The following is a 24,325-nucleotide window of genomic DNA, read 5'->3' on the forward strand; positions in this document are numbered from 1 at the left end:
TCACCAGTCGCCCAACCAGAAGGCCACCACGATGCCCAACTTCCTGCTGTTTCTTGCCACCTCGTTCGCGATCACCGTGGCGCCCGGCCCGGACAATCTGCAGGTGCTCGCGCGCGGCATCTCGCAGGGCCGCGCGGCCGGCCTGGTCGCCGCGCTCGGCTTTGCCGCCGGCATCACGTTTCATACGACACTCGCGGCGCTCGGCGTCGCCGCGCTGCTGCGCTCGTCGCCGCTCGCGTTCGAAGCGATCAAGCTCGCCGGCGCCGCGTATCTGGTGTGGATCGGCATCAAGGCGCTGCGCAGCCAGGGCCTCGCGACCGCGCACGAGCGTGCGCCGCAGCCGCTTTCGACGGTGTTTCGCCAGAGCCTGCTCGGCAATCTGATGAATCCGAAGGTCACGCTGTTCTTCGTCGTGTTTCTGCCGCAGTTCGTGCAGCCGGACGGCGCGCAGAGCGTCACCGTGCAGATGCTGGAGCTCGGCGCGCTGTTCATGCTGCAGACCGTCGTGGTGTTTTCGCTATTCGGCGTGTGCGCGGGGATCATCGGCGGCTGGCTCAGACGGCGGCCGCGCGTGGGCCTGTGGCTCGATCGCGTGGCCGGCGCGACGTTCATCGCGATCGGGATTCGCGTCGTCTTGCGCGACTGACAGTCGTCACGCCATCCGCCCGCTTCTGCTTTGCCCCGGTTCGCCACGACGGCGGACAGTTTGGAGTTTTCCGATGACTTTGCCTTGCATCACCGCCGCGCGCCGCTTCGACGCGAACGCGCATCGGCCGTTTCTGATCGGCGCCGAACAGGTCGGGTGGATTCGCGAGCGCGACGTGCCGCTGCTCGCGCGCTGGCCCGACGTGTTCGAGATGGCGAATGACGGCGTGACGCTCTGCGCCACGTTCGATACCGTCGATCTGCGCAGCGCGGCGCTCGCTTCCGTGATCGGCGCGCTCGCCGCCGATGGTCGCATCCCCGGCTGGCGCAACGAGACGTACGCGATCCGCAATGCGTTCGACGCGCCGCCGCTCGCGTATATCGAGCGCGCGGCGTCGCGCTTCTTCGGCACGATGACCTACGCGGTGCATCTGAACGGCGTCGTAGAATATGCGGATGGCGGAGCGCCCTTTGGCGGGGCGCCCTTTGGCGGAGCGCCGCGTGGCGCACCGCAATTGTGGATCGCGCGCCGCAGCGATACCAAGGCGACCGACCCCGGCATGCTCGACAACGTCGTCGCAGGCGGGATCGGCTGGGGTTTCGGCATCGCCGAGACGATCGTCAAGGAGTGCTGGGAAGAAGCGGGCATTCCGGCGCAGATCGCGGCGAGCGCGGTCGCGGGCCGCACCGCGCATGTATTGCAATCGCTGCCGGAAGGCACGCAGGCCGAGCAGATTTTCATCTACGACCTCGCGCTGCCCGCCGACTTCGCGCCGCGCAACCAGGACGGCGAAGTGGGCGAACACCGGCTCGCGCGCATCGACGAAGTCGCGCGCTGGATCGAGGAAGGCGCGCTGACCGTCGATGCCAGCCTCGCGACGCTCGATTGCCTGCTGCGCCGCCGCTGGATCGACGAGGACGCGTGCGAGGGCATCGACGCGCTGTTCGCGCCGCCGGCGCTCGCCTAGCTCAGGCTCATCAGTCGAGCTCAACCCGTGCAGCCAGTACCCACTGAAACAAACCACGCACTGAAGAAGGGAGTCACCGAGGTCATGTCGACCGATCACAGCTTTATCCTCAAACTGTCGTGCGCCGACCGGCCCGGCATCGTTCACGCCGTGTCGGGCTTTCTGTTCGAGCGGGGCAGCAATATTCTCGACTCCGCGCAGTTCGGCGACAGCCGCACCGGCGAGTTCTTCATGCGCGTGCATTTTCAGCAGGTGGGCGGCGATCCGGGGCTTGACGCGCTGCGCGCGTCGTTCGTGACACTCGCCGAGCAGTTCGGCATGAGCTGGGAATTGCACGACGCGAACGTGAAGCCGCGCGTCGTGATCATGGTGTCGAAGATCGGCCACTGCCTGAACGATCTGCTGTTCCGCTACCGCACCGGTCAGTTGAACATCGACATCCCGGCGATCATCTCGAACCACAAGGAGTTCTACCAGCTCGCCGCGAGCTACGACATCCCGTTCCATCATTTCCCGCTGCTCGGCGGCACGCCCGAAGCGAAAACCGCGCAGGAAGCGCGCGTGCTCGAAGTGATCAACGAGCATCAGGCCGACCTCGTGGTGCTCGCGCGCTACATGCAGATCCTGTCGCCGAACCTGTGCGAGGCGCTCGCCGGCCGCGCGATCAACATCCACCACTCGTTCCTGCCGAGCTTCAAGGGCGCGAAGCCGTACTACCAGGCGTTCGACCGCGGCGTGAAGCTGATCGGCGCAACCGCCCACTATGTGACGACCGATCTCGACGAAGGTCCGATCATCGAGCAGGAAGTCGAGCGTGTGGACCATAGCATGACGCCGGAACAACTGACGGCGATCGGCCGCGACGTCGAGTGTGTGACGCTCGCGCGCGCGGTGAGGTGGCACGTGGAGCATCGCGTCGTGCTGAACGGCAGCAAGACGGTGGTGTTCCGCTAGGAGCCGCCGAGCTCGGCGCGGCCCTTTACCTGCTCGTGTTACGAACGCGCTGCCGCGCCGCCCGTGCTTCTCGCGAGATTCGCGTTTTGCGCGGAACGACGGCGCGCGTTCAGCTTCTTCAGCCGGATCAGCAGGCCCGTGACGCTCAGCACGGCCACCGCCACCCCCACCGCGCTGATCAGAATCCGCCCCCCGAGACCGAGGATGCGTCCCGAGTGCAGCGGAAACTGCACCTGCAGGAAGATGTCGCCGGCCGTGCCTCGGCCGGGAATCCGCGCGGCGAGCCGCTTGCCGGTGGCGGCGTCCCAATACATCCACGGGTTGCCGAGGCCGGTGTCGCCGTGGTCGTTGCCGGACGTGTAGAAGCCGACGCCATACGCGTGCATGAATTCGGCGTAGTAGAGCGCGCCCGGCGGCGCAGCGACATGCATTTCCTTGCCGGCCTGCCCGGCGAGTTCGACGATGCGCTCGCGGCTCAGCACCTGATCGCCGGGTTGCGGCGCGCGCAGGATTTCGGGGTTGCTGAACGGATCGGGTGTCAGCGTCGACAGTCGTGACACGATCGGCCGCACCACCTGGGACGACAGATTCATCGAAATCGACGTCAGCGCGACGATCGCCAGCAGGCCCCAGATCCATACGCCGCCGGAGCGGTGCAGATCGAACGTCAACGCATAGCCGCCGCGTTTCAGGCGGAACGTGAACGACTTGCGCCAGGCCTTCAGGCTCGGAAACGACAGGCACAGCGCAATCACGCAGTCAAAGAGCCACACGATGCCGACGATCCCCATCAGCCAGGTGCCAAGGTCGACACCGCCGGTAAACGGCAACTGCAGCGTGTAGTGCAGCTTGTAGATGAACGGAATCAGGTTGAGTCGCGCGAGCGACACGGCGCCCCACTCGCGGCGTCCCTGGATCTCGCCGGTGACGGGATCGACGGCGATCTGATTGAAATCGAGCGGATAGGGCTGCTTCGTCGCCGGATCGGTGCGCGGCAGCACCATCATCTGCAGCGTGTGGCCCGGTTCGACCGTGAGCGGCAGATAGGTCACCCGAAGACGCGGATCGGCGGCTTCGACGCGATTCGCCAGTTCGAGGCCGGACAGCGTCGGCCCGACCGTGCGAGCCTGGTAAAACGACGGGTTCAGCGCGGCATCGAGCTCGTGGTCCCACGCGATGATCGCGCCCGTAAGGCCCGCGACGAACAGAAACAGTGCGGTCGCGACGCCGAACCAGCGGTGCAGGCGGACAAGCTGGCGTCTCATGCGCGAGCCGGCAATGCACAACAGGGACCCAGGCGGAGACGCGGGTGGGAGATCAGGTGAAACGTCACGATGCGGACTGGGTGTAAATAGGAATTGTTCGCATCTTAGGGGTTGACGCGGTCGGCTGCAAGTTTTCTGTCAGCAAGAGGCGACGATGCAGGGGCGCGGGAAGCAAAAAAAAGCGGCACCGAAGTGCCGCTTGCGCTTTCGTCGGCTGCGTGGACTGCCGCGTGTGCTGCAGAGCGCTAGTGAGTGCTGACTTTTGCTACTCGACCCAGCCCAACTCACACCAACCGCAAATAAATCAGCTCCCGCTTGATGTACGCATAAAAAATCGGCGCCGCGATGACCCCGGCGAGACCGAACGCCGCTTCCATCACCAGCATCGCGATCAGCAGCTCCCATGCGCGCGCCTCGATCTGCCCGCCGACGATCCGCGCGTTCAGGAAGTACTCGAGCTTGTGAATCAGGATCAGGAACACAAGTGACATGATCGCCGCCGGAAAACTCACCGACAGCGCGACCGCGACGATGATCGTGTTCGAGATCAGATTGCCGATCACCGGCAGCAGACCCACGATGAACGTGACGAGCACGAGCGTCTTCGACAGCGGCAGCCGGTCGTGGAAAACCGGCAGGATCACGAGCAGGAAGATCGCGGTGAACACCGTGTTCAGCGCGGAGATCTTCACCTGCGCGAATACGATGCGGCGAAACGCGTCGGCAAAACGCGTGACGCGCGTGACGAACGCGGTGGACAGCGGCAGCCGCTGGATATGCTTCTGCGCACCGACCGCGATGATCGCGCCGATGATCATGCCGAGCAGCACGTGCGTGAACGCGCGCGCCACGGTCGTGCCGCTTTGCTGCAGCATGTTCGCGTGCGTGTGCATCAGTTCGGCGGCCTTCGTCTTCATCTGCTCGGTGTCCACCGGCAGATAGTTCGCGACGAATTGGGGAATCCTGCCGCGCGCCTGGTCGATCAGTTGCATGGCCTGATCGAGCAGAGCCTGCACGCTCGGCACGTCGTTCTCGAAATGCGAGATGATGCCGAGCGTGAGTCCAGTCAGCGCGCCGACGATCAGCGTCGACAGAATCACCACCGCGAGCCAGCGCGCCCGCTTGCTCGACATGTGACGCTCGATGCGCGGCGCGATCGTATGCACGAGCTGAAACACCAGCAGCCCGGCGAGCAGCGCGCCGAGCAGCTTCAGTGCGATCACCGCCCACATGCCGAACAGCATCACCACGTAGCTGCCGATCTCGACCGCCGACAGCTTCGGCAGACTCATGTCGCTGGTCAGCCTGACCGGGCGCGGGCGCAGGTCCTGCACCCGATCTTCTTCGTGCGCCTGATTACGCTTGGTCATGGCTTATCCCGTCTCCAACCTCGGTAGTGCAGCGTTACTTTGTGGTGGCGGCGCGCTTGAGCAGCGGCGCCAGATATTTGCCGGTAAAACTGGCCTTCGACTTCGCGACCTGCTCGGGCGTGCCCTGGGCGATGATCTGTCCGCCGCCGGCGCCGCCTTCGGGGCCGAGATCGATGACCCAGTCCGCAGTTTTGATTACATCGAGATTATGTTCGATGATCACGACGGTATTACCCTGGTCACGCAACCGGTGTATGACTTCCAGCAACTGCGCGATATCGTGAAAGTGCAGGCCGGTAGTCGGTTCGTCAAGGATGTATAGCGTGCGACCGGTATCACGCTTGCTCAGTTCCAGCGACAGTTTCACACGCTGCGCCTCGCCGCCCGACAGCGTGGTGGCCGACTGACCCAGGCGAATATAGCCGAGACCCACGTCCAGCAGGGTTTTCAGCTTGCGCGCGACGACCGGCACGGCCTTGAAGAACTCGTACGCGTGTTCGACCGTCATGTCGAGCACTTCGCTGATGTTGCTGCCTTTGTACTGGATATCGAGCGTTTCGCGGTTGTAGCGCTTGCCGTGGCACACGTCGCACGGCACGTACACGTCGGGCAGGAAGTGCATTTCGACCTTCAGCACGCCGTCGCCCTGGCACGATTCGCAGCGCCCGCCCTTCACGTTGAACGAGAAGCGCCCCGGATCGTAGCCGCGCTCCTTGGCGGCCGGCACGCCCGCGAACAGCTCGCGGATCGGCGTGAAAAGGCCCGTGTAGGTGGCCGGATTCGAGCGCGGCGTGCGGCCGATCGGCGACTGGTCGACGTTGATCACCTTGTCGAAGTGCTCGAGGCCCTCGATCGACTCGTACGGCGCAGGCTCCGTGGCCGAGCCGTACAGATGATGCGCGACCGCGTGATACAGCGTGTCGTTGATCAGCGTCGACTTGCCCGAGCCGGACACGCCGGTCACGCAGGTCAAAAGACCCACCGGCAGATCGAGCGTGACGTTGTGCAGATTGTTGCCGTACGCTTCGACGATGCGCAGGCGCCGCTCGTCGGGATCCTTGCGCTCGTCGGGGTATTCGATCGTGCGCGCGCCGGACATGTATTGGCCCGTCAGCGACGCCGCGTTCTTCTGCACCTCTTTCGGCGTGCCCTCGGCGATCACCATGCCGCCGTGCTCGCCGGCGCCCGGGCCCATATCGACCACGTAGTCGGCCATGCGGATCATGTCCTCGTCGTGCTCGACGACGATCACCGAGTTGCCGAGATCGCGCAGATGCTTGAGCGTCGAGATCAGCCGGTCGTTGTCGCGCTGATGCAGGCCGATCGACGGTTCGTCGAGCACGTACATCACGCCGGTCAGCCCCGAGCCGATCTGGGAAGCGAGGCGAATGCGCTGCGCTTCGCCGCCCGACAGCGTTTCGGCGCTGCGTTCGAGCGACAGGTAATCGAGCCCGACGTTGTTCAGGAACATCAGACGCGCGACGATTTCCTTGACGACCTTGTCGGCGATCTCGCGCTTCGAGCCTTCGAGACGCAGGGTCTGGAAGTAGCCGAGCGCGTCGCGCAACGGCCAGCCGCTGATCTCGAAGATGCCGCGCGCGTCGCTGTCCGCGCCGATGCGCACGAAGCGCGCCTCGCGACGCAGCCGCGTGCCCGCGCATGCCGGGCATGGCTGGTTATTCTGGTATTTGGCGAGTTCTTCGCGCACCGCGGACGAATCGGTTTCGCGGTAGCGCCGCTCCAGATTCGGGATGATCCCTTCGAACACGTGCTCGCGCACCGACGTGCGGCCGCGCTCGTTGATGTACGAAAACGGAATTTCCTGCTTGCCCGAACCGTTCAGCAGGATCTTGCGGACTTTCTCCGGCAGGTCCTCGAGCGCGGTGTCGATGTCGAAGTCGTAGAACGCCGCGAGGCTCTGCAGCATCTGGAAGTAGAACTGGTTGCGCCGGTCCCAGCCCTTCACCGCGCCCGCCGCGAGCGACAGCGACGGATGCGCGACCACCCGCTTCGGATCGAAGAACGTAATCTGGCCGAGGCCGTCGCATTCGGGGCACGCGCCCATCGGGTTGTTGAACGAGAACAGGCGCGGCTCGAGTTCCTGCAGCGAATAGGAGCAGATCGGGCAGGCGAACTTCGAGCTGAACAGGTGCTCCTTGTCCGTATCCATTTCGAGCGCGATCGCGCGGCCGTCGGCGAGACGCAGCGCCGTTTCGAACGATTCGGCAAGGCGCTGCTTCACGTCGGGGCGCACGCGCAGACGATCGATCACGACGTCGATCGTGTGCTTGTCGTTTTTCTTCAGCTTCGGCAGAGAGTCGACTTCATAGATTTTCGCGGTGCCTTCGTTGGCGGTGCCGCCGCCCGAGCGCACGCGAAAGCGCACGAAGCCTTGCGCCTGCATGTCCTCGAACAGATCCGTGTGCTCGCCCTTGCGATCGCTGACGACGGGCGCGAGGATCATCACGCGCGTTTCCTCGGGCAGCGCGAGCGCCGCGTCGACCATCTGCGACACGCTTTGCGCTTCGAGCGGAATCTCGTGATCGGGGCAGTAGGGCGTGCCGACGCGCGCGAACAGCAGACGCAGATAGTCGTGGATTTCGGTGACGGTGCCGACCGTCGAGCGCGGATTGTGCGAGGTCGCCTTCTGTTCGATCGAGATAGCCGGCGACAAGCCTTCGATCAGGTCGACGTCCGGCTTTTCCATCAGTTGCAGGAACTGCCGCGCATAGGCGGACAGACTTTCGACGTAGCGCCGCTGTCCTTCCGCATACAGCGTATCGAACGCCAGCGACGATTTGCCGGAGCCCGAAAGCCCCGTGATAACGACGAGCTTGTGACGCGGTAGGTCGAGATTGACGTTCTTCAGGTTGTGGGTGCGAGCCCCACGAATACGGATTTGTTCCACGGATTTATTCCATGAACTGCGGAAAGGGAAAGAGGCCAAACCTGCTACTATAACGACTTTTCCAGACCGCCGTTACGGTGTGCTGACAGCGGGAAAAAGGCGTAACTGGGGCCGTTTTCCGTGAGTACAAGATGCCGCGAGGGGTGAGCGGGGGCGATGGGGCACGGGCTTTGCGCGTCTCGTCGGCGCGGACCCGCCGATATGCCGGGGCTAGCCGCCTGCCTGTTCGTTCTGCTCCACTGTGCCGGCGGCCAAGGCTGTCCCCACGGGCTCGCCGCCCGGTTCATTCAAACAACGCTTCGATGTCCAATCCGTCCGCCATCTCCACACGCATGAGCGCGCCCGAATTGCGCGCGACCGTGTCGCTTGCCGCCATCTTCGCGCTGCGCATGCTGGGTCTCTTCATGATCATGCCGGTGTTCTCGATCTACGCGAAGACCATTCCCGGCGGCGAAAACGTGCTGCTCGTCGGCATCGCGCTCGGCGCGTACGGCGTCACGCAGTCGATGCTCTACATCTTCTATGGCTGGATCTCCGACAAGGTCGGCCGCAAGCCGGTGATCGCGACGGGCCTGCTGATCTTCGCGATCGGCAGCTTCGTCGCGGCGGCCGCGCACGACATGACGTGGATCATCGTCGGCCGGGTGATTCAGGGGATGGGTGCGGTGTCGTCGGCGGTGATCGCGTTCATCGCCGATCTGACCTCGGAGGAACATCGCACGAAGGCGATGGCGATGGTCGGCGGCAGCATCGGCGTGTCGTTCGCGGTCGCGATCGTCGGCGCGCCGATCGTGTTCCACTGGCTCGGCATGAGCGGGCTCTTCACGCTGGTCGGCGTGTTCTCGATTCTCGCGATCGGCGTCGTGATATGGGTCGTGCCCGATGCGCCGAAGCCGGTGCATGTGCGCGCGCCGTTCGCCGAAGTGCTGCACAACGTCGAGTTGCTGCGTTTGAATTTCGGCGTGCTCGTGCTGCACGCCACGCAAACCGCGCTGTTCCTCGTCGTGCCGCGCATTCTCGAAGCGGGCGGGCTGCCGGTCGCTTCACACTGGAAGGTGTATCTGCCGGTGATGGGGCTGTCGTTCGTGATGATGGTGCCGGCGATCATCGCCGCCGAGAAGCGCGGCAAGATGAAGATCGTGCTGCTGTCGGCGATCGCTCTTATCCTGATCGGCCAGTTGTTATTGGGCGTTGCTCCGCATACGATTCTGAGTGTGGCGGCGATCCTGTTCGTGTACTTTCTCGGCTTCAATATTCTCGAGGCCTCGCAGCCTTCGCTGGTGTCGAAGCTCGCGCCCGGTACCCGCAAGGGAGCCGCGGCCGGCGTGTACAACACCACGCAGTCGATCGGTCTTGCGCTGGGCGGAGTGGTCGGCGGCTGGCTCCTGAAGGTGAACGGCCAGAGCGCGGTTTTCTTCGCCTGCTCCGGGCTGGTATTTTGCTGGCTTATAATCGCCGCAAAGATGAAACAGCCGCCGCGCAAGGCATAACACAGCGTACTCGGGGCACCTCCCGAATCATCCAGAACTCACCCGGCGGCGGGCAGAGGCGCTCTTCTGGTCTCGGGCCTGCCGGCCGTGAGACGCGAACCGCGTAGTGCCGCGCCGCCTGCAACAGGAATCAACAGGAGAAATTCATGGCATCCGTGAACAAGGTCATTCTGGTCGGCAACCTCGGCGCCGATCCGGAAGTCCGCTATCTTCCGAGCGGCGACGCAGTGGCGAACATCCGCCTTGCGACGACGGACCGCTACAAGGACAAGGCGTCGGGCGAGATGAAGGAAGCCACCGAGTGGCACCGCGTCGCGTTCTTCGGCCGCCTCGCGGAAATCGTGGCGGAATATCTGAAGAAGGGCTCGTCGGTGTACCTCGAAGGGCGCATCCGCACGCGCAAGTGGCAGGCGCAGGACGGCACCGATCGCTATTCGACCGAGATCGTCGCGGAGCAGATGCAGATGCTGGGCGGCCGCGGCGGCGCGTCGATGGGTGGCGGCGATGAAGGCGGTTATAGCCGTGGCGAGCCGTCGGAGCGCAGCGGCGGCGGCGGTGGTCGCGCGATGTCGTCGGGCGGCGGTTCGCGTGGCGGTAGCGGCGGTGGCGGTGCGAGCCGTCCGAGCGCGCCGGCTGGCGGCGGCTTCGACGAGATGGACGACGATATTCCGTTCTGATCGTTGCGGCTCGATGCCGAGCCGACCAGCGTCCCGCTGATCGACACAAAAACAGAGGCCCGCTTTCTGCCAGGAAAGCGGGCCTTTCTGCCTTCTGTTTGCCGGCATTTTTTACGTCACGCGCGCGGACGGGGCATTTCGTCAGAAACTCACCGACTCAAATGCTCCAACGTATCCCGCAACGGCAGACTCGAAATCACGATCGGCCCGGTGAACGGCGTGTCGAGATCGACGATCACATAAACCGCCGAAGCAATCGACACCGCTCCCAGCGATATCGTCACCAGCGCCAACGCATTACGCGGCGCGATCAACCCGAAGCTCAGAAAGATCACGCCTAGCCAGAACGTCAGCGTCTTGAAGAACGGCTGCGAAATCGAGCTGTGCGCTTCCTCGATGATTTTCCAGCGCGCATCGATGACGCGCCGGTACTGCGTCAACGCGTCATCGAGCGCACGTTGCTGCAACGCATCCTGCGTGCGCAGTTGTCGCAATTGCCGCCCCACCGTGGTCAGCATGTCGCCCAGATGCACGTTTTCGAGTTGCTGCGGATTGCCCGGCGGCCCGAGATCGCGCGGATAGTCGCCGCTCGGCGCGGGCTCGCGCGGCCATGTCGAAGCGATCGCCGCCGCCGTGTACTGGCGCAACAGGCGCCGCGATTCGTCGGCCGCGCTGCCGAGCTCGCGCAGCGTCGAGTCGAATTCGATCAGTTCGGCCGCATAGCTGCGCATATCGTTCGACGCGGTGTCGAAGCTCGCTTTCGCCGATGCCGTCATCAAACCCAGCACCAGCGCGGCGAACGTCACCAGCATGCCGATCACGAGCTGCACGAGCTGTACGGTCTCGTGTGCCTTGTGCTCTTCCGGCAGCAGCGGCCGCACCCCGACGCCGAGGCCGGTGGCGATCAGCAGCAGCGCGAACACGAGTACGGCCGAACCGATTTCCGACATGGGCGCGCTCCGGGCAGGAAGGGGCTTCGACAGAAGAGCTTCAGCAAACGGGCTTCGAGACTCTATTGATGTAACGCAAGCCGGGCGAGCGATCAACCATAAAGTTTTTGGCCGATACGCCGTTGTCCCGAATGTGCTGTTTGCTTAATTTTCAGATAAGTTGCGGACCGGGCCGAACGGCGTGGGCGCAGCCTGCGTGGCCATGCAGCTATCGTCAACGATACGGAATCATCGGCCGGGCAGCCAAAGGAGACCAGTCCGATGTTGAAAAAGCTGTCGATTCGCACCAGCCTTACCCTGATGATCGTGTTCTTCGGCATCGTGCTGCTGCTCGGCGCGGCCGCGGGATTGTTGTCGCTGCGCTCGTCGAACGCGTCGCTGCAACAGATGTACACGGTCGACACGCCCGCCGTCGCCGACCTCGAAGGCAGCGCCGGCCAACTGCTGCGCCTGCGGCTCGCGCTCGCGACGTACGCGTCGCTCGTCGCGCTGAACGATCAGGACGGCGCGAACGCCGTGCTCAAGCGCTTCGATCAGTACCGCAAAGCCTCTGACGAGCGGCTTGCCCACTATTTGAGCCATGCGGGCACGGATGCCGATGAGCAGCGTCTGATCGCCGACATGCAGCAGAAGCGCGACGCGTTCCTGCACGACGGCGTCGACCCGACGCTCGCCGCGCTGAAGTCGAGCGACATCAACGCCTTCCAGCAATTGCAGGCGCATAAACTGCCGTCGCTGTACAGCGCGTACGAGAAGGCCATGCTCGCGCTCGAGCAGTTGCAGCTCGATCACGGCGCACAGCGCTACAAGGATGCGCAGGACCTGTTCTACGCGATCAGCACGGCGGTGGCGATCGGCATTGCGCTGTCGCTGGTCGGCGGCTTGCTCGCCCGCTTCGTGCTCGTGCGCGCGATCGTCACGCCGGTCGATGCGACGATCGCGCAGTTCCAGCGCATCGCCAACGGCGACCTGAGCGGCCGCATCGAGGTGCTCAGCGACAACGAGATGGGCCGTCTCGCGGCCGCGCTGCGCAAGATGCAGGAGTCGCTGATCGCGACGGTCAACGCGGTTCGTCAAGGTACCGATTCGATCGATACCGGCGTCAGCGAGATCGCGGCCGGCAACGCCGATCTGTCGCAACGCACCGAGGAGCAGGCGGCGGCGCTCGAGGAAACGGCCGCGAGCATCGAAGAGCTGACCACGACGGTCAAGCAGACGGCCGACAACGCGAAAGAGGCGAGCTCGCTCGCGCAGGGCGCCTCGACGCTGGCCGCGCAGGGCGGCGAGCTGACCGAGCAGGTGGTCGGCACGATGCACGGCATCGTCGACGATTCGCGGCGGATTGCCGATATCGTTGGCGTAATCGAGGGCATCGCCTTCCAGACCAACATCCTCGCGCTGAACGCCGCGGTCGAGGCGGCGCGAGCGGGCGAGCAGGGACGCGGCTTCGCGGTCGTCGCGAGCGAAGTGCGCTCGCTCGCGCAGCGCAGCGCGGCGGCGGCCAAGGAGATCAAGGGCTTGATCGACGCGTCGACCACCCGCGTGGAGCGGGGCTCGCAGCTCGTCGAGCGCTCGGGCACGACGATGAACGACATCGTCGGCGCGATCGCGCGCGTCAGTTCCATCATGAACGAGATCGCGGCGGCGGCGCTCGAACAGAGCACCGGCATCGATCAGGTCAATCGCGCGGTCGGTCAGATGGACGAGGTCACGCAGCAGAACGCGGCGCTCGTCGAGCAGGCGGCCGCGGCGGCGAGTTCGCTGGAAGACCAGGCGCGGCGCCTGTCGACGGCGGTGGCGGTGTTCCGGACCGGCAGCGAATCGCGCAGCCGTGCTCCGGCGCCCGGCGCGAAGCTGGCCGGTGTTGCCGGCGAGCGGAGACTGGACAGCGAGTTTGTCGCGGCGTAACGCGAGCCGTTGCGCTGCGTCAACCCGCGACCTCTCACCGTCCCACTACTGCATGGCCGCGTCATACCTCGCCACCGCATCGATTTCCTCGGGCGTCATCTGCCGCGCGACATTGCGCATCTGCTCGTTGATGTCGTTGCGCCGCGCGCCCGAAGCGAACGCCTGCAACTGCGCGGCCAGATAGGCCGCCGACTGTCCGCCGAGCCACGGCGCCGCGCCCTTGCGATCGAGTTGGCCATGACACGCCGCGCACGGTGCGATATTGCGTTGCGGGTCGCCCTGCATCACGAGCCTGGTTGCGGTCGCATCGGGTCCTTCGCCGGCGCGGGTCTTCTCGGCCGCCGCGGGGAGCGGGAGCGACGCGTAGTACACCGCCAGATCGTGCAGATCCTGGTCGCTGCGTCCCGCAATGATTGCCTGCATGACCGCGCTTTGCCGCTGGCCGCTCTGGAAGTCGCGCAATTCCTTGTCGGTCACGTCGGCGTACTGCCCGGCCAGCGCCGATTTGTGCGTCATGCGAAGAGCCGCACGAGCGCATCACGTGCATTGCTGACCAACTCGCTTTCGCCCGGACGCCGCGGCAGCAGATGAAACTCGATGGCGGGCAGCGGTGGCAAGCCGAAGTTCGCGGCACACGCCACCACGCCGCCGCCGAGCGACGACTCGTTCAGACAGGAAATCCCGAGCCCCGCCTTCAATGCGAGCTGCAGGCCCGCGACGCCCGACGCCGAATGCGACACCACGTACGGTACCTTGTGTTGGTCGAGCAGCTTGACGACGAAGCGCTGCAACTGACACGTCGACGGCAGCAGCACCAGTTGATACGGCGCGATGGGGCGGCTGGCGGCATCGGCGCAACTGGCCCATAGCAGCCTTTCGCGCCGCACGACGATGCTCGCGGCACCGGCACCCGCGCCGCGTGCACGCAGCTGGCCTGTGACGAGCCGCGCCGACAAACCGATGTCGAACGACGCGTGATCGTCCGCGCCGCTGTCGATCACCGCGCTCGGCAGCACCGTCACGTGCAGCTTCAGCCGCGGATGCTGTTCCGAAAACGTCTTGAGGATGCGCGCGATGTCGTGCGGCCGGTAGTAATCGGTGATCGCGATGCGCAGCTCGCCGTCGAGCGAGCGGCCTTGCAGGTCGTCGAAGGCCGCTTCGCTCATCGCGATGATGCGGCGCGCATGCTCGAGCAGGCGCTCGCCCGCCGACGTCGGACTCACACCCTGCCGGCTGCGCACGAGGAGCGGCTGGCCGGCGCGCTCCTCGAGCTTCTTCAACTGCTCGCTTACCGACGACTGCGACAGGAACACGCGCTGCGCGCCTGCCGACACCCCGCCCGATTCGGCGACGGCGACGAAGGTCCGCAACTGCGCAAGGTCGAAACCACGCTGGCTCATGATTCGGTTTTTCCGATGGTGGCGATCTGAATTTCCGGCTTTGCCGATGGAATGCCAAGCCGTAGCATACCCTCGAATGACACACGGAGGGTGTGATGGAAAACGGATCGATGACAGCGTCGGGCGGCACCGGCGAGCGCGGCGCGCGGCATCGCTGGAAGGTGCTGGGCGTTGGTTTTGCCGCGAATGCGAGCTTTTCGGCGGCATTTTCGGGGATTCCGACGACAGCGGTGTTCCTGCGCTCGGACTACCACCTGGGCAACCACGGGCTCGGCCTCGTGCTCGGCATGCTCGGCCTGGGCATTGCGGTCAGCGAGTTGCCGTGGGGGCTGCTAACCGACCGCTGGGGCGATCGCCGGGTGCTGCTGCTCGGCTTGCTGTCGACCGCGGTCGCGCTAGCCGGTCTCGCGCTGTTCGTGTCGCCGGGCGGCGCGCATGTGCCCGACATCGTCCCGCTCGCGCTCGGGCTGCTGTTGGTCGGACTGCTGGGCGGCAGCGTCAACGGATCGAGCGGCCGAGCGGTGATGGCGTGGTTTCGCGAAGGCGAGCGCGGCCTCGCGATGAGCATCCGCCAAACCGCCGTGCCGGCGGGCGGTGGACTCGGCGCAGTGGTCCTGCCGGTGCTCGCCTCGCACTTTGGTTTTGCGAGCGCCTATGCGGTGCTGGCGTTGGCGTGCGCGATCACCGCATGGTTCGCGTGGCGCTGGCTGCACGAGCCCGCACACGCGGACGATACGCCGGCGCCCAAAGGAGTGCGCGCGGCTGCGACGGCCCGTGCTGCGGCGGCCAACGGTCGGAGGTTGGACTCCTCGAACGTCAGCGCACCGCCGCCGATGATCTCCCCATTGCGCGACATCGCGATCTGGCGCGTCGCGCTCGGCGCGGGCGCGCTGTGCATGCCGCAGATTGCCGTGATCACATTCGGCACGGTGTTCCTGCACGACTTCGGGCGTGCCGGCGTGTTCGCGATCAGCGCGACGATGGCCGCGGTGCAGACTGGCGCCGCGATCGCGCGGGTCTGGAGCGGCGCGTGGACCGACCGGCGCGGCAACCGCCGCGCGTATATGCGGGCATGCAGTCTGGTGACCGCCGTGCTGTTCGTGCTGCTCGCGCTCGCGACCGGGCTCATCGGCCTGCGTCGCGCCGGGGCGGTCGCGCCGTTCGCGCTGATGATCGTACTCGGCGGAGTTAGCGCGTCGGCGTGGCACGGCGTCGCGTTCACCGAACTCGCGACGCTCGCCGGTACTCGCCGCGCGGGCACAGCGCTCGCGATGGGCAACACCTGCGTGTTCCTCACGCTGTTCGTGACGCCGCTCGCGATTCCGGCGCTGCTGTCTATCGGAGCATGGCCGCTGGTGTGGACGGTGGCGAGCGCTTGCGCGTTGCTCGCATTGCCGGTGTTTCCGCGCGCCGCGTCGACGCGTGCAATGCGCGCGACGCGTGCTTGCGATGCGGCGTGAGACATGGGGCGAACAGCGCGCTTTGCGTTGCCGAATCGATTTTGATTCGATTCGAATCACGGTGCGCATATTGCCTGGTCGAACTATAAATTATCCCGATTATTGATCTGGATTAGGAACGCTCCGATTGTCGTGAATTTGCGAGGGTGATCAGATGGCTTTTCCGGCACGTCGCTTGAGTGCCGCGACGCAGGTCGACGCCTGCCGCCTGCACAGCCACTGCCGCGCGCATTTCGACCATTCTTATAGCGAGCGAGACTAATCGTGACAAATCTTCGAATCATTCTGGCGGACGATCACCCGTTCATCCTGCTTGGCCTGAAATCGACACTGGAGGCGCACGAAGGTCTGTCCGTCGTCGGCCAGGCGCAGATGCCCACTGCGTTGATCGCATTGCTGCAACACACACCGTGCGACGTGCTCGTCGTCGATCTTTCCATGCCGGAGCCCGCCGGCGAGATTGGCGACGGACTCGGCCTGATCCGGCGCATTCGTGGCGAGTGGCCGTCATTGCGCGTCGTCGTCGTGACCGGGCAGACGAACGCCGCGATGTTGCGTGTCGTCGTCGCCGATGCCGCGGTCAGTGTGATCGGCAAAGCCGATTCGCTCGAGGAGCTGCCGCAAGCGGTCTGCGACAGTGCGCGCGGCGCGCGCTACCTGGGCCGCTCGGTAGTCGAAACGCTCGCGCGTTTGCAGCCGGACAACGGTCGGTTCGTGTCGGCCCTGCTGCTGTCGAAGCGGCAGACCGACATCCTGCGCAGGCTCGTGAGCGGCGAGTCCATCGTGCAGATCGCGGCGGCGCTCGGCTGCCATCGCCGCACGGTGAGCCGGCACAAGCGCGAAGCGATGGCGCGGCTTGGCGTCAACGACGACCCCGCGCTCTTTTCCTGTGTGCGCGCCTGCGGCACGGTCCTCCTCGAATCGGAAGACTAAGCATCAGGCATACGGTTGTTCGTACCATTTCAGAGCGCTCTGATGTTTGTCGCAATAGAAATGCTCGACCATTGCGTGAGCGCCGGTCACACATAACAAGGTCGAGAAATGAAAGTATCGAGGAGCGCCAGACGATGAACCTCATGGCTGCATCAGGCTCGCCTGTTCGAACGATCATTGCGGATGATCATCCGCTGGTTCTGCTGGCTATAGAAAATCTGATTGGCAACTATCCGGACCTGAAGGTGGTTGGCCGTGCGGCGGATGTCGCCGAACTGTTCATCGAAGTCGATCGCAGTCCTTGCGATATCGTGCTGATGGACCTTTACATGCCAGGAGGGCACAACGACAACCGGTTCGACGTCGTCAGGCAGTTGAAGGCGCGCTATCCCAACGTGGCGCTCGTCATTCTGACAATGGAAACGGAGGCGGCGACGCTGCGCAAAGTGATGTCGCTCGGCGTGGATGGGCTGCTGAGCAAACGTGATCGTATCGATCTGATCCATGTGGCGGTGGTCATGGCGCTGGCGCGCGAATGTTTTGTCGGTCCGGCGGTGCGCGCCATGCTGGCCGATGTCACGCTGACGAAACGTCTCGACTTCGTGCGCGCCACCCTGTCTCGCCGAGAGTTCGAGGTTTTTACGCAATACGCGTCAGGACTCGGCGTCACGGAAATCGCCACGCGGCTGGGACGTAGTGTGAAGACGATCAGCGCGCAGAAGTGCATGGCCATGCGCAAGCTGTCGCTGAATAGCGACGCCGAATTGTTTCGCTTCGCAGTCGAGTATGGCGTAGTGCCAGAAGGGCTTGGTCAAAGCCGTTAAGCGGGCGGCAACATTCTGCGCAGGCGCGCGGCGAATATATCGGCATAACCGGGGGACACATTTCGTGCGGTATGCCCGATCGACACCATAAAAAAGTCACGGAAAAGAATGCCAAACAAGATTCACGTCGTCGTGGCGGACGATCACGACTCCATTCGCGCGGGCGTCCGATCTCTGCTGCGCGACAAGCCGAATATCGAAATCGTCGGCGAAGCTGCCGACACCCGGGGTCTCGCGAAGCTGCTCGATGCCTGCGCATGCGACGTCGTCGTGTCGGACATCGGCATGCCGGGACTCGACGGAGACACCAGCGCGGTGCCGCTATTGCGCCGGCTGCTACGGCGCACGCCGCATCCCCACGTGGTCGTGCTGACCATGATTGGGCGCGCGCACGTGTTGGCCGGCTTGCGCAATATCGGCGTGACTGGAATCGTCGACAAGCGCGACACCGTGGACGCATTGATCGACGCAATCGAAGCCGTTGCCGCCGGGGGCACCCATCTATCGGAACAGGTTCGGGCCGCACTCGCGACCGCGGAGCCTGCGCCGCCCCGGCGCGGCGGTGTGATGAGCGCACGCGAGTGGGAGGTGTTTCAACTCTATGTGCGAGGCCTCGCGGTGCACGAGATCGCCACACGTCTGCGGCGTAGCGACAAAACCATCAGCACGCAAAAACGCAGCGCGATGCGCAAGCTCGGACTGGAAACAGAAGCCGACCTGATCAACTACGCCACTCAGATTGGGCTGATATGAGGCGCAGCAACGGTCACAAATTCTTTCTCGATGGATTTGAGGTAGCCCTTATCAGACTTATCTGATTGCCGTGGCGTGGGGGGCACCCAATAATCCTGGCGCCCCTGTCATTGCGCGCCTTGCGCCGCAACTGCCAAGCGGCTGGCTCGTGATCCGATTACCAATGGATCAGGGGAATCCGGTGCAGACCTCTTCGCGCGATCGTTTGGCGTCTGTGCCTCATACTTGATGGACGGGATAGAGATGGTTGCGCTAGGCAAGCGATTGTGCAGCGAGGGTGTGGGTACGGCTTGGCTCGTGTTCGTCGGCTGCGGCAGTACGGTGCTGGACACCACAGGCGTGCTGCAGGGCACTGGCGCGTTGCAAATGTCGTTGGCGTTCGGTCTTGCGCTTGCTACCGGCAGCTATGCCTTCGGCAAGATTTCCGGCGCGCATTTCAATCCTGCCGTCACCATCGGCCTGACGATCGCGCAGCGCTTTCCCGTGCGTGATGTCTTGCCCTATATCGCTGCGCAAATCTGGGGCGCCATAGTCGCCGCGGCGCTGCTCGCCTACCTCGCCAGCGGCCGGCCAGGTTTCGAACTCTCCGCGAGTGAATTCGCGGCGAACGGCTTCGGCGCTCATTCGCCCGCCGACTATCCATTGCATGCGGCGCTCGTCGTGGAATGCGTGCTGTCGTTCGTGTTTGTCGGAGCATGCCTGCTGGTCGTCGTTCGAAAAGAGGTGGCAACGATTGCGCCATTCATCACTGGCGCATGTCTGATGCTCGTCTACCTGGTGTCCATTCCGATCACCAATGGAGCGGTCAATCCCGCACGCTCGACCGCGCAGGCGCTGTTCGTCGGCAACTGGGCGCTGGATCAGTTGTGGCTGTTCTGGGCCGCGCCGTTGGCCGGAGCAATCGCGGCTGGCGTGCTGTTTTCGTTTCTGGACGGCGGAGCCGATTCGTCTTCGGTGTCGTTGGTGGACGGGCAGGGTGACGTTTCGTGAGCGAGGGACGGTACTCACCACTTCCGGTCGATGCGCGGCGTTTGTTGCGGTGTCTTTGGCCGCGCTCGCCGCGCCACTCAATGACGCATTGGCTCGCGTTTTTTCTGCTGGCGGTTACGGATGCGGTCTGCATGGCCGGACCTGCCGGCGCTGCGTCACAGCCACCCGTAATTTCCGCAGTGGGAACGGGTTCTTCCGCGTCGTCATCCATTGCATTTCCTGCCAGATTGACGATCGGCATTCTCGAAGGAGGCTGGGCGCCGTTCGACATTCCGCTGGGCGGCCGGCTCGCCGGCGTCAGCGGCGACCTGTTGCGCGCGCTCGTGGGGCCGAACGTCGTCATCGAGACGAAGAGCTTTCCCGACATGGCCAGGCTGGTCGCCGCGGCTTGCGCCGGCGAGGTCGACCTGCTGACGAGCATAGCGCGCACGCCGGAGCGCGAGCGCTGCCTCAGCTTTACGGCTCCTTACTTCCACTCGTTCGCCTCGGCCGTCGTGCGTCGCGACGACGCCCGGCATGTGAACCCCACCGACCTCGCTGGCGCGCGTATCGCGATCGAGCGCGGTTTTGCGCGTGAGCGTTTGTTGCGCGCAGGTTTTCCTCGCGCGAGTATCGTCTCGTTCGCGAGCACGCACGAAGCGCTGAACGCGCTACTGCATGGCGATGCAGACGTCTACTTCGGCTTCACGCCGGTCGTGCAATACGAACTGGCGACCGACGCGTATCGCAAGCTGCGCGTAGCGTTCGAGCAAGGCGGCAAAGCGCTCGACCTGCGCTTTGCCGTATCGCCTAGCCAGCCTGCTTTGCGCGATCAGCTGAACCGCGCGCTCGTGTCGATGAATCCCGCCGAGGCCGCCGCGATACGCGCGCGCTGGCTGTCCGGCAACTTCAACGCGGCGCCCGCGCCGCATGCACCACGTTTCACGTTGACGCCGGAAGAGAAGAACTGGCTGCGTTCGCTGCCGCCGTTGCAGGTCGGCTTCGACAACGACTGGGCGCCGTTCAGCTATGTTGATTCCGCAGGCCGCCCCGTCGGCCTGACCGCCGATTACCTCACGTACCTGAGCAGCACGCTCGGTGTCGTGTTCAACCGCGCGCGCATGGCCGACTGGGCCGCCGCCGTCGAGGCGTTCCAGCGTGGCGACCTCGCGATGCTGTCCTCCACATCGAGTCGCGCCGCGCTCCTGGTAGGCGCCGACCATAGCCGTGTGTACGAGAGCGATCCGCTGGTGATCGTCGGGCGGAGCGGCGCGCCGCCCCCGTGCTCGTTCGACGACATCACGTCGTGCCGCGTCGTGATGTCGCCGCACGTGGCCGGCTCGGTGCCGCTCGCGTTGGAAGCGGTGCCGGTCGATCACATCGTCGTCGCGGCGAGCCTGGGCGAGGCGCTGCGCATGGTCGCGAGCGGCGAGGCCGACGTGCTGGTCGGCAACGCGGCCGCGATCAACGTGCAACTGCGGCAGCACTACGTCGGCGCGCTCAGGGTGCTCGACTCGCTCGGCGAATCCGACTCGTTGTATTTTGCTGTGCGCGAGGATCTGAGCCCGCTCGTCAAGCTGATCGATCGCGCGTTGCAGGCGATGCCGGCAGCCGAAAAGCAGCGCATCCGGCGCAAGTGGGTGAGTCCCGCCGCGCCGGACAACGCCGTATGGAGCGTGACTGCGGTGCGGCTGCTGCCGGTGCTGATCGGCATCGGCGTCGTGCTGCTGGTCACGTTGCGCGCGTACGTGCTGCTGCAACGCGAAGTCCGGCTACGCAAGCAGACCGAGCGCGAACTCGCACTGCAATTGAACTTCCAGGAAACGATGATGAAGACGGTGCCGTATCCGCTCATCGCGAAAGGCCTGGACGGACGGTACATCGCGATCAACGAGGCCTATGAGAAAGCGTGCGGGCTGGAGCGGAAGGACGTGCTCGGGCGCACGACGACCGAGGTCGGCACATGGGGCGACGCAAACAGCCGCGTGCTCGACGACATCACGGGCGAGATCCTGCGCGGCGGCGGCATCGCGAAAGTCGAACTCCAGTTCGAGGACGGCGCTGGCGAGGCGCGGCATGGGATTTTCTGGACGAGCGTCTGCGAGGCCAGCGATGGGCATCCGGCGTACGTGCTTGGCACGATGGTCGACATCACCGACATCCGGCGCGCTGAAATGCGCGCGAGCGAAACCGAACGGCGCCTGTTCGACGTCACGCGCTCGTTGCCCGCCGTCGTGTTCCAGTTGCGGCGCTCGCCGTCCGGCGCGTATTCCTTCCCGTACATCGGCGGCGACACGCGGCATCTGCTCGGCGAGGGTGATTGGCATGGGGGGGCACGGGTCGATTTCCAACGAGTGTCGGAGCTGGATCGGCCGCGCGTTCTCGCCGAGCTCGAGCGTTCCGCGAGCTGCGCCTCCCCAGTGCATATGGAGTTCCGCCTGGGAAACGCCGGTCAACTGAAGTGGGTGCGGGCCGAGCTGGTGCCGCGGCGAGAAGCCGATGGCAGCGTCGTTTGGAGCGGCTATTGGGTCGATGCGAGCGTCGAGCGCGCGCGTTCGGAGGAACTCGCGCGGGCACGCGATGTGGCCGAGGCGGCCTCGCGCGCGAAGGACGACTTCTTCGCGATGATGAGCCACGAAATCCGCACCCCGATGAACGGTGTGCTCGGTCTCGTCGAAGTGCTCGAGCGCACGCCGCTCAGTACCGATCAGAGCGAAATGCTCGGCATGATCCATGAGTCGGCGGGCGCGCTGCTGCAGATTCTCGATGATTTGCTCGATTATTCGAAGATCGAGGCGGGGCGGCTCACGCTCGAAGCCGAGCCGATCGATCTGCGCGAACTCGTCGATAACGCGGTCGGCCTGCTCGCGGGGCGCGCCCACGAAAAAGGGCTGAAAGTGCGCGTCGACATCGCGACCGACGCCGCCGCGACGCTCCGCGGCGACAGCGTGCGTCTGCGCCAGATTCTGTTCAATCTGCTTGGCAATGCGATCAAGTTCACGCCGAAGGGCGAGGTGGGTGTTAGCGTGGCGGTCGTCCAGGATCGCGCGGACTCGCAGACGTTGGAGCTGACCGTTGAGGACACCGGCATCGGCATCGCGCCGGACGTGCAGGCGGGCCTGTTCGAGCCGTTCGTGCAGGCTGAGTCGTCCACCACGCGGCGCTTCGGCGGCACGGGCCTTGGGCTGACGATCTGCCGCAAGCTGATCGACCTGATGAACGGCACGCTCGCGCTGCGCAGCGAACCGGGCCACGGCACGAGGATGACCGTGCGGCTGACGATGCCGATCGTCGAGCAGCGTTATTCGATCAACGGTCTGCGCGGCAAACGCGCCGTCGTGATCACGCGAGATCCGCGCATCGGCCGCGCTCTCGCACACTTCGGCGAGGCGCTCGGGCTCGAACTGCGCAGCCTCTCGGCCGCTGCGGCGACGCAGGGCAAAAGCGACCTGCTGAGCCGCGCGGATCTGCTGTTCGTCGGCGAGGACGTCACGTTGCCCGTACAGATCGGCGCAAATGCGCGTGTCGTCACGCTGACCGAAAAGCCGATGCCGACGGGTTACCGCATCCTCGACGACAAGGTGCGCGTGAGCATCAATCCGTTTTCGTGGCGCGGCCTCGGCGCCGCATGCGCGGCCGCGATGACGGGCCTGTCGTCGATGTCCCCGATGGTACCGCGAGCGCCAGGCGTGCCGTTCTCGACCCTTGGCGTCGCGCCGCCGCCGGATCGTGAACGCGCGATCGCGAGCGGGCGACTGATTCTTGTCGCGGAAGATCACCCAGTCAATCAGGAGTTGATCCGCCATCAACTCGCCCTGCTGGGGTTCGCGTGCGACGTCGCGAACGACGGCGTCGAAGCGCTTCTCGCGCTCGAGCGCACGAGCTATGGCTGCCTGATCACGGACTGTCACATGCCGAACCTGTCCGGTTACGAACTGACTCGCCGTATCCGCGAAGCGGAGGCACTGCGCGGCGGCGCGCAGCGTCTCCCGATACTCGGCATCACGGCCAACACCGCGCCCGACGACCTGAGGCTGTGCCGCGAAGCCGGCATGGACGACAGTCTGATCAAGCCGACTCGGCTCGCCACGTTGCGCGACTACCTGAGCCGCTGGTTTGGCACCGACACCGTTCGGCACCCCGCGCCGGCAGAAACATGCGGTCGCGAATCGTCTGCGCCGGCCGGCGAGCGGCAGATCACGCAGCGCGTCGGTGTCGAACCGTACGTGCCCATCGAACTAGCACACATGACGCAGTTATGGGGAAGCGAGTCGACGGTCAAGGCGTTGCTCGGTTCATTCATCTCGTCGATGCGCGAAGACTTCAACGCGCTTGCGACGTTACTCGAACGCGCGGACACGGGGCGGGTGCCCGAGTGGCTGCATCGGGTGATGGGGGCGGCCAGCGTGCTGCGGTATCAGCCACTCGTACACGCGCTCGAAGCCTATCGTCGCGACATTGTCGCGAAGTCGCCCGAGCAGTTGCGTAACGAGGGGCATGCGCTAATCCGCCAATGCGAGGCAATGCTCGATGGCATCGAACAGCAGGCTGCATTGCTCGCCTAGCGGGCGGCGGGCGGTGACCTCGCGCGAATACGCGGCCGATTCAAACGGCCGCGACAAAAATCGGGACGAAAAAAAACGCGGCCGAAGCCGCGTTAAAGATTTGGAGACATCCTTCGATGAAGGAGTCACTTCTCGCAAATCGAAGCATACCAGGAACAGCGTCATTTATTCATTACAAATCGCGCAATTAACTTTTCGATTAAATCGATTAAAACGATTTCGCACTACATTTTTGCCGGTATTTTAGGCATATCGTGACGAACGCCTGCGCGCATTGCGCACCTTG

17 protein-coding genes and 1 pseudogene are annotated in these 24,325 nt (G+C 64.8%); 12 read left to right on the top strand and 6 right to left on the bottom strand.

From position 1 onward, the window contains the following. Positions 1–31: 31 nt before the first annotated feature. The 3 genes from HWY30_RS22615 to purU all read left to right on the top strand — a co-directional run bounded on the left by HWY30_RS22615 (position 32) and on the right by purU (position 2,567). Entirely contained in the window at positions 32–646 is a 615-nt protein-coding gene (locus HWY30_RS22615) for a LysE family translocator (RefSeq protein ID WP_090805579.1), read from the top strand. Positions 647–719: 73 nt separating this feature from the next. Further along, entirely contained in the window at positions 720–1,613 is an 894-nt protein-coding gene (locus HWY30_RS22620) for an NUDIX hydrolase (protein ID WP_090802952.1), read from the top strand. 84 nt (positions 1,614–1,697) lie between these two features. Beyond that, entirely contained in the window at positions 1,698–2,567 is an 870-nt protein-coding gene (purU, locus tag HWY30_RS22625) for a formyltetrahydrofolate deformylase (protein WP_090802954.1), read from the top strand. A gap of 38 nt (positions 2,568–2,605) precedes the next feature. Here purU and HWY30_RS22630 read toward each other — a convergent pair whose 3' ends face one another. The 3 genes from HWY30_RS22630 to uvrA all read right to left on the bottom strand — a co-directional run bounded on the left by HWY30_RS22630 (position 2,606) and on the right by uvrA (position 8,110). Further along, positions 2,606–3,832, bottom strand: a complete 1,227-nt coding sequence (locus tag HWY30_RS22630; RefSeq protein ID WP_090802956.1) for a PepSY-associated TM helix domain-containing protein — start codon at positions 3,830–3,832, stop codon at positions 2,606–2,608. A gap of 284 nt (positions 3,833–4,116) precedes the next feature. After that, positions 4,117–5,202, bottom strand: coding sequence for an AI-2E family transporter (locus HWY30_RS22635; protein WP_090802957.1), 1,086 nt, complete (start codon positions 5,200–5,202; stop codon positions 4,117–4,119). A gap of 34 nt (positions 5,203–5,236) precedes the next feature. Then, entirely contained in the window at positions 5,237–8,110 is a 2,874-nt protein-coding gene (uvrA, locus tag HWY30_RS22640) for an excinuclease ABC subunit UvrA (protein ID WP_090802959.1), read from the bottom strand. A gap of 302 nt (positions 8,111–8,412) precedes the next feature. Here uvrA and HWY30_RS22645 point away from each other — a divergent pair, with 302 nt between their 5' ends. Together HWY30_RS22645 and HWY30_RS22650 are read left to right on the top strand one after the other, a co-directional pair. Beyond that, entirely contained in the window at positions 8,413–9,600 is a 1,188-nt protein-coding gene (locus tag HWY30_RS22645; protein WP_090802960.1) for an MFS transporter, read from the top strand. Positions 9,601–9,746: 146 nt separating this feature from the next. Continuing rightward, positions 9,747–10,277 (top strand): single-stranded DNA-binding protein, encoded by a 531-nt coding sequence (locus HWY30_RS22650; RefSeq protein WP_090802962.1) that lies wholly within the window; start codon positions 9,747–9,749, stop codon positions 10,275–10,277. A gap of 149 nt (positions 10,278–10,426) precedes the next feature. On the opposite strand, the gene HWY30_RS22655 is transcribed toward HWY30_RS22650, so the two are convergent. Next, positions 10,427–11,227: a bestrophin-like domain gene (locus HWY30_RS22655; protein WP_090802965.1), complete on the bottom strand. Its 801-nt coding sequence runs from the start codon at positions 11,225–11,227 to the stop codon at positions 10,427–10,429. Positions 11,228–11,488: 261 nt separating this feature from the next. Between HWY30_RS22655 and HWY30_RS22660 the strand changes: the two genes are divergently transcribed. Next, on the top strand, positions 11,489–13,135 hold the full coding sequence (locus HWY30_RS22660; RefSeq protein WP_090802966.1) for a methyl-accepting chemotaxis protein: 1,647 nt from the start codon (positions 11,489–11,491) through the stop codon (positions 13,133–13,135). Positions 13,136–13,180: 45 nt separating this feature from the next. Here the strand turns inward: HWY30_RS22660 and HWY30_RS22665 are convergent. Further along, positions 13,181–13,636 (bottom strand): annotated as a pseudogene (locus HWY30_RS22665) (c-type cytochrome); the annotation flags it as partial. Positions 13,637–13,647: 11 nt separating this feature from the next. After that, positions 13,648–14,535: a LysR family transcriptional regulator gene (locus HWY30_RS22670; protein ID WP_090802968.1), complete on the bottom strand. Its 888-nt coding sequence runs from the start codon at positions 14,533–14,535 to the stop codon at positions 13,648–13,650. 95 nt (positions 14,536–14,630) lie between these two features. On the opposite strand from HWY30_RS22670, the gene HWY30_RS22675 reads away from it, so the two are divergent. The 6 genes from HWY30_RS22675 to HWY30_RS22700 all read left to right on the top strand — a co-directional run bounded on the left by HWY30_RS22675 (position 14,631) and on the right by HWY30_RS22700 (position 24,039). Beyond that, positions 14,631–15,995, top strand: coding sequence for an MFS transporter (locus HWY30_RS22675; protein ID WP_090802969.1), 1,365 nt, complete (start codon positions 14,631–14,633; stop codon positions 15,993–15,995). Between the two features lie 264 nt (positions 15,996–16,259). Beyond that, the gene (locus HWY30_RS22680) at positions 16,260–16,928 is read left to right on the top strand and encodes a response regulator (RefSeq protein ID WP_090802971.1); all 669 of its coding nucleotides are present in this window, start codon (positions 16,260–16,262) and stop codon (positions 16,926–16,928) included. A 134-nt stretch (positions 16,929–17,062) separates the two neighbouring features. Next, positions 17,063–17,752 carry a response regulator gene (locus HWY30_RS22685; protein ID WP_090802973.1) on the top strand — a complete coding sequence of 230 codons (690 nt, stop codon included), beginning with the start codon at positions 17,063–17,065 and terminating at the stop codon, positions 17,750–17,752. A 108-nt stretch (positions 17,753–17,860) separates the two neighbouring features. Continuing rightward, complete coding sequence (locus HWY30_RS22690; protein ID WP_090802974.1) at positions 17,861–18,505, top strand: response regulator; 645 nt, start codon at positions 17,861–17,863, stop codon at positions 18,503–18,505. 243 nt (positions 18,506–18,748) lie between these two features. Continuing rightward, positions 18,749–19,495: an aquaporin Z gene (gene aqpZ / locus HWY30_RS22695; protein WP_090805580.1), complete on the top strand. Its 747-nt coding sequence runs from the start codon at positions 18,749–18,751 to the stop codon at positions 19,493–19,495. Between the two features lie 131 nt (positions 19,496–19,626). Then, positions 19,627–24,039, top strand: coding sequence for an ATP-binding protein (locus tag HWY30_RS22700; RefSeq protein WP_244144965.1), 4,413 nt, complete (start codon positions 19,627–19,629; stop codon positions 24,037–24,039). Positions 24,040–24,325: the final 286 nt, after the last annotated feature.

It is taken from the genome of Paraburkholderia tuberum STM678 (genome assembly GCF_902833905.1).
Taxonomy (GTDB): domain Bacteria; phylum Pseudomonadota; class Gammaproteobacteria; order Burkholderiales; family Burkholderiaceae; genus Paraburkholderia; species Paraburkholderia tuberum.

What these genes read in the sequence shown, in the direction of transcription:
- HWY30_RS22615 (WP_090805579.1), top strand. Translation starts at nt 32, where the DNA reads ATGCCCAACTTCCTGCTGTTTCTTGCCACCTCGTTCGCGATCACCGTG.
- HWY30_RS22635 (WP_090802957.1), bottom strand. Translation starts at nt 5,202, where the DNA reads ATGACCAAGCGTAATCAGGCGCACGAAGAAGATCGGGTGCAGGACCTG.
- HWY30_RS22700 (WP_244144965.1), top strand. Translation starts at nt 19,627, where the DNA reads ATGGCCGGACCTGCCGGCGCTGCGTCACAGCCACCCGTAATTTCCGCA.
- HWY30_RS22670 (WP_090802968.1), bottom strand. Translation starts at nt 14,535, where the DNA reads ATGAGCCAGCGTGGTTTCGACCTTGCGCAGTTGCGGACCTTCGTCGCC.
- HWY30_RS22620 (WP_090802952.1), top strand. Translation starts at nt 720, where the DNA reads ATGACTTTGCCTTGCATCACCGCCGCGCGCCGCTTCGACGCGAACGCG.
- HWY30_RS22685 (WP_090802973.1), top strand. Translation starts at nt 17,063, where the DNA reads ATGAACCTCATGGCTGCATCAGGCTCGCCTGTTCGAACGATCATTGCG.
- purU (WP_090802954.1), top strand. Translation starts at nt 1,698, where the DNA reads ATGTCGACCGATCACAGCTTTATCCTCAAACTGTCGTGCGCCGACCGG.
- HWY30_RS22690 (WP_090802974.1), top strand. Translation starts at nt 17,861, where the DNA reads ATGCCAAACAAGATTCACGTCGTCGTGGCGGACGATCACGACTCCATT.
- HWY30_RS22645 (WP_090802960.1), top strand. Translation starts at nt 8,413, where the DNA reads ATGTCCAATCCGTCCGCCATCTCCACACGCATGAGCGCGCCCGAATTG.
- HWY30_RS22630 (WP_090802956.1), bottom strand. Translation starts at nt 3,832, where the DNA reads ATGAGACGCCAGCTTGTCCGCCTGCACCGCTGGTTCGGCGTCGCGACC.
- HWY30_RS22675 (WP_090802969.1), top strand. Translation starts at nt 14,631, where the DNA reads ATGGAAAACGGATCGATGACAGCGTCGGGCGGCACCGGCGAGCGCGGC.
- HWY30_RS22655 (WP_090802965.1), bottom strand. Translation starts at nt 11,227, where the DNA reads ATGTCGGAAATCGGTTCGGCCGTACTCGTGTTCGCGCTGCTGCTGATC.
- HWY30_RS22650 (WP_090802962.1), top strand. Translation starts at nt 9,747, where the DNA reads ATGGCATCCGTGAACAAGGTCATTCTGGTCGGCAACCTCGGCGCCGAT.
- HWY30_RS22660 (WP_090802966.1), top strand. Translation starts at nt 11,489, where the DNA reads ATGTTGAAAAAGCTGTCGATTCGCACCAGCCTTACCCTGATGATCGTG.
- aqpZ (WP_090805580.1), top strand. Translation starts at nt 18,749, where the DNA reads ATGGTTGCGCTAGGCAAGCGATTGTGCAGCGAGGGTGTGGGTACGGCT.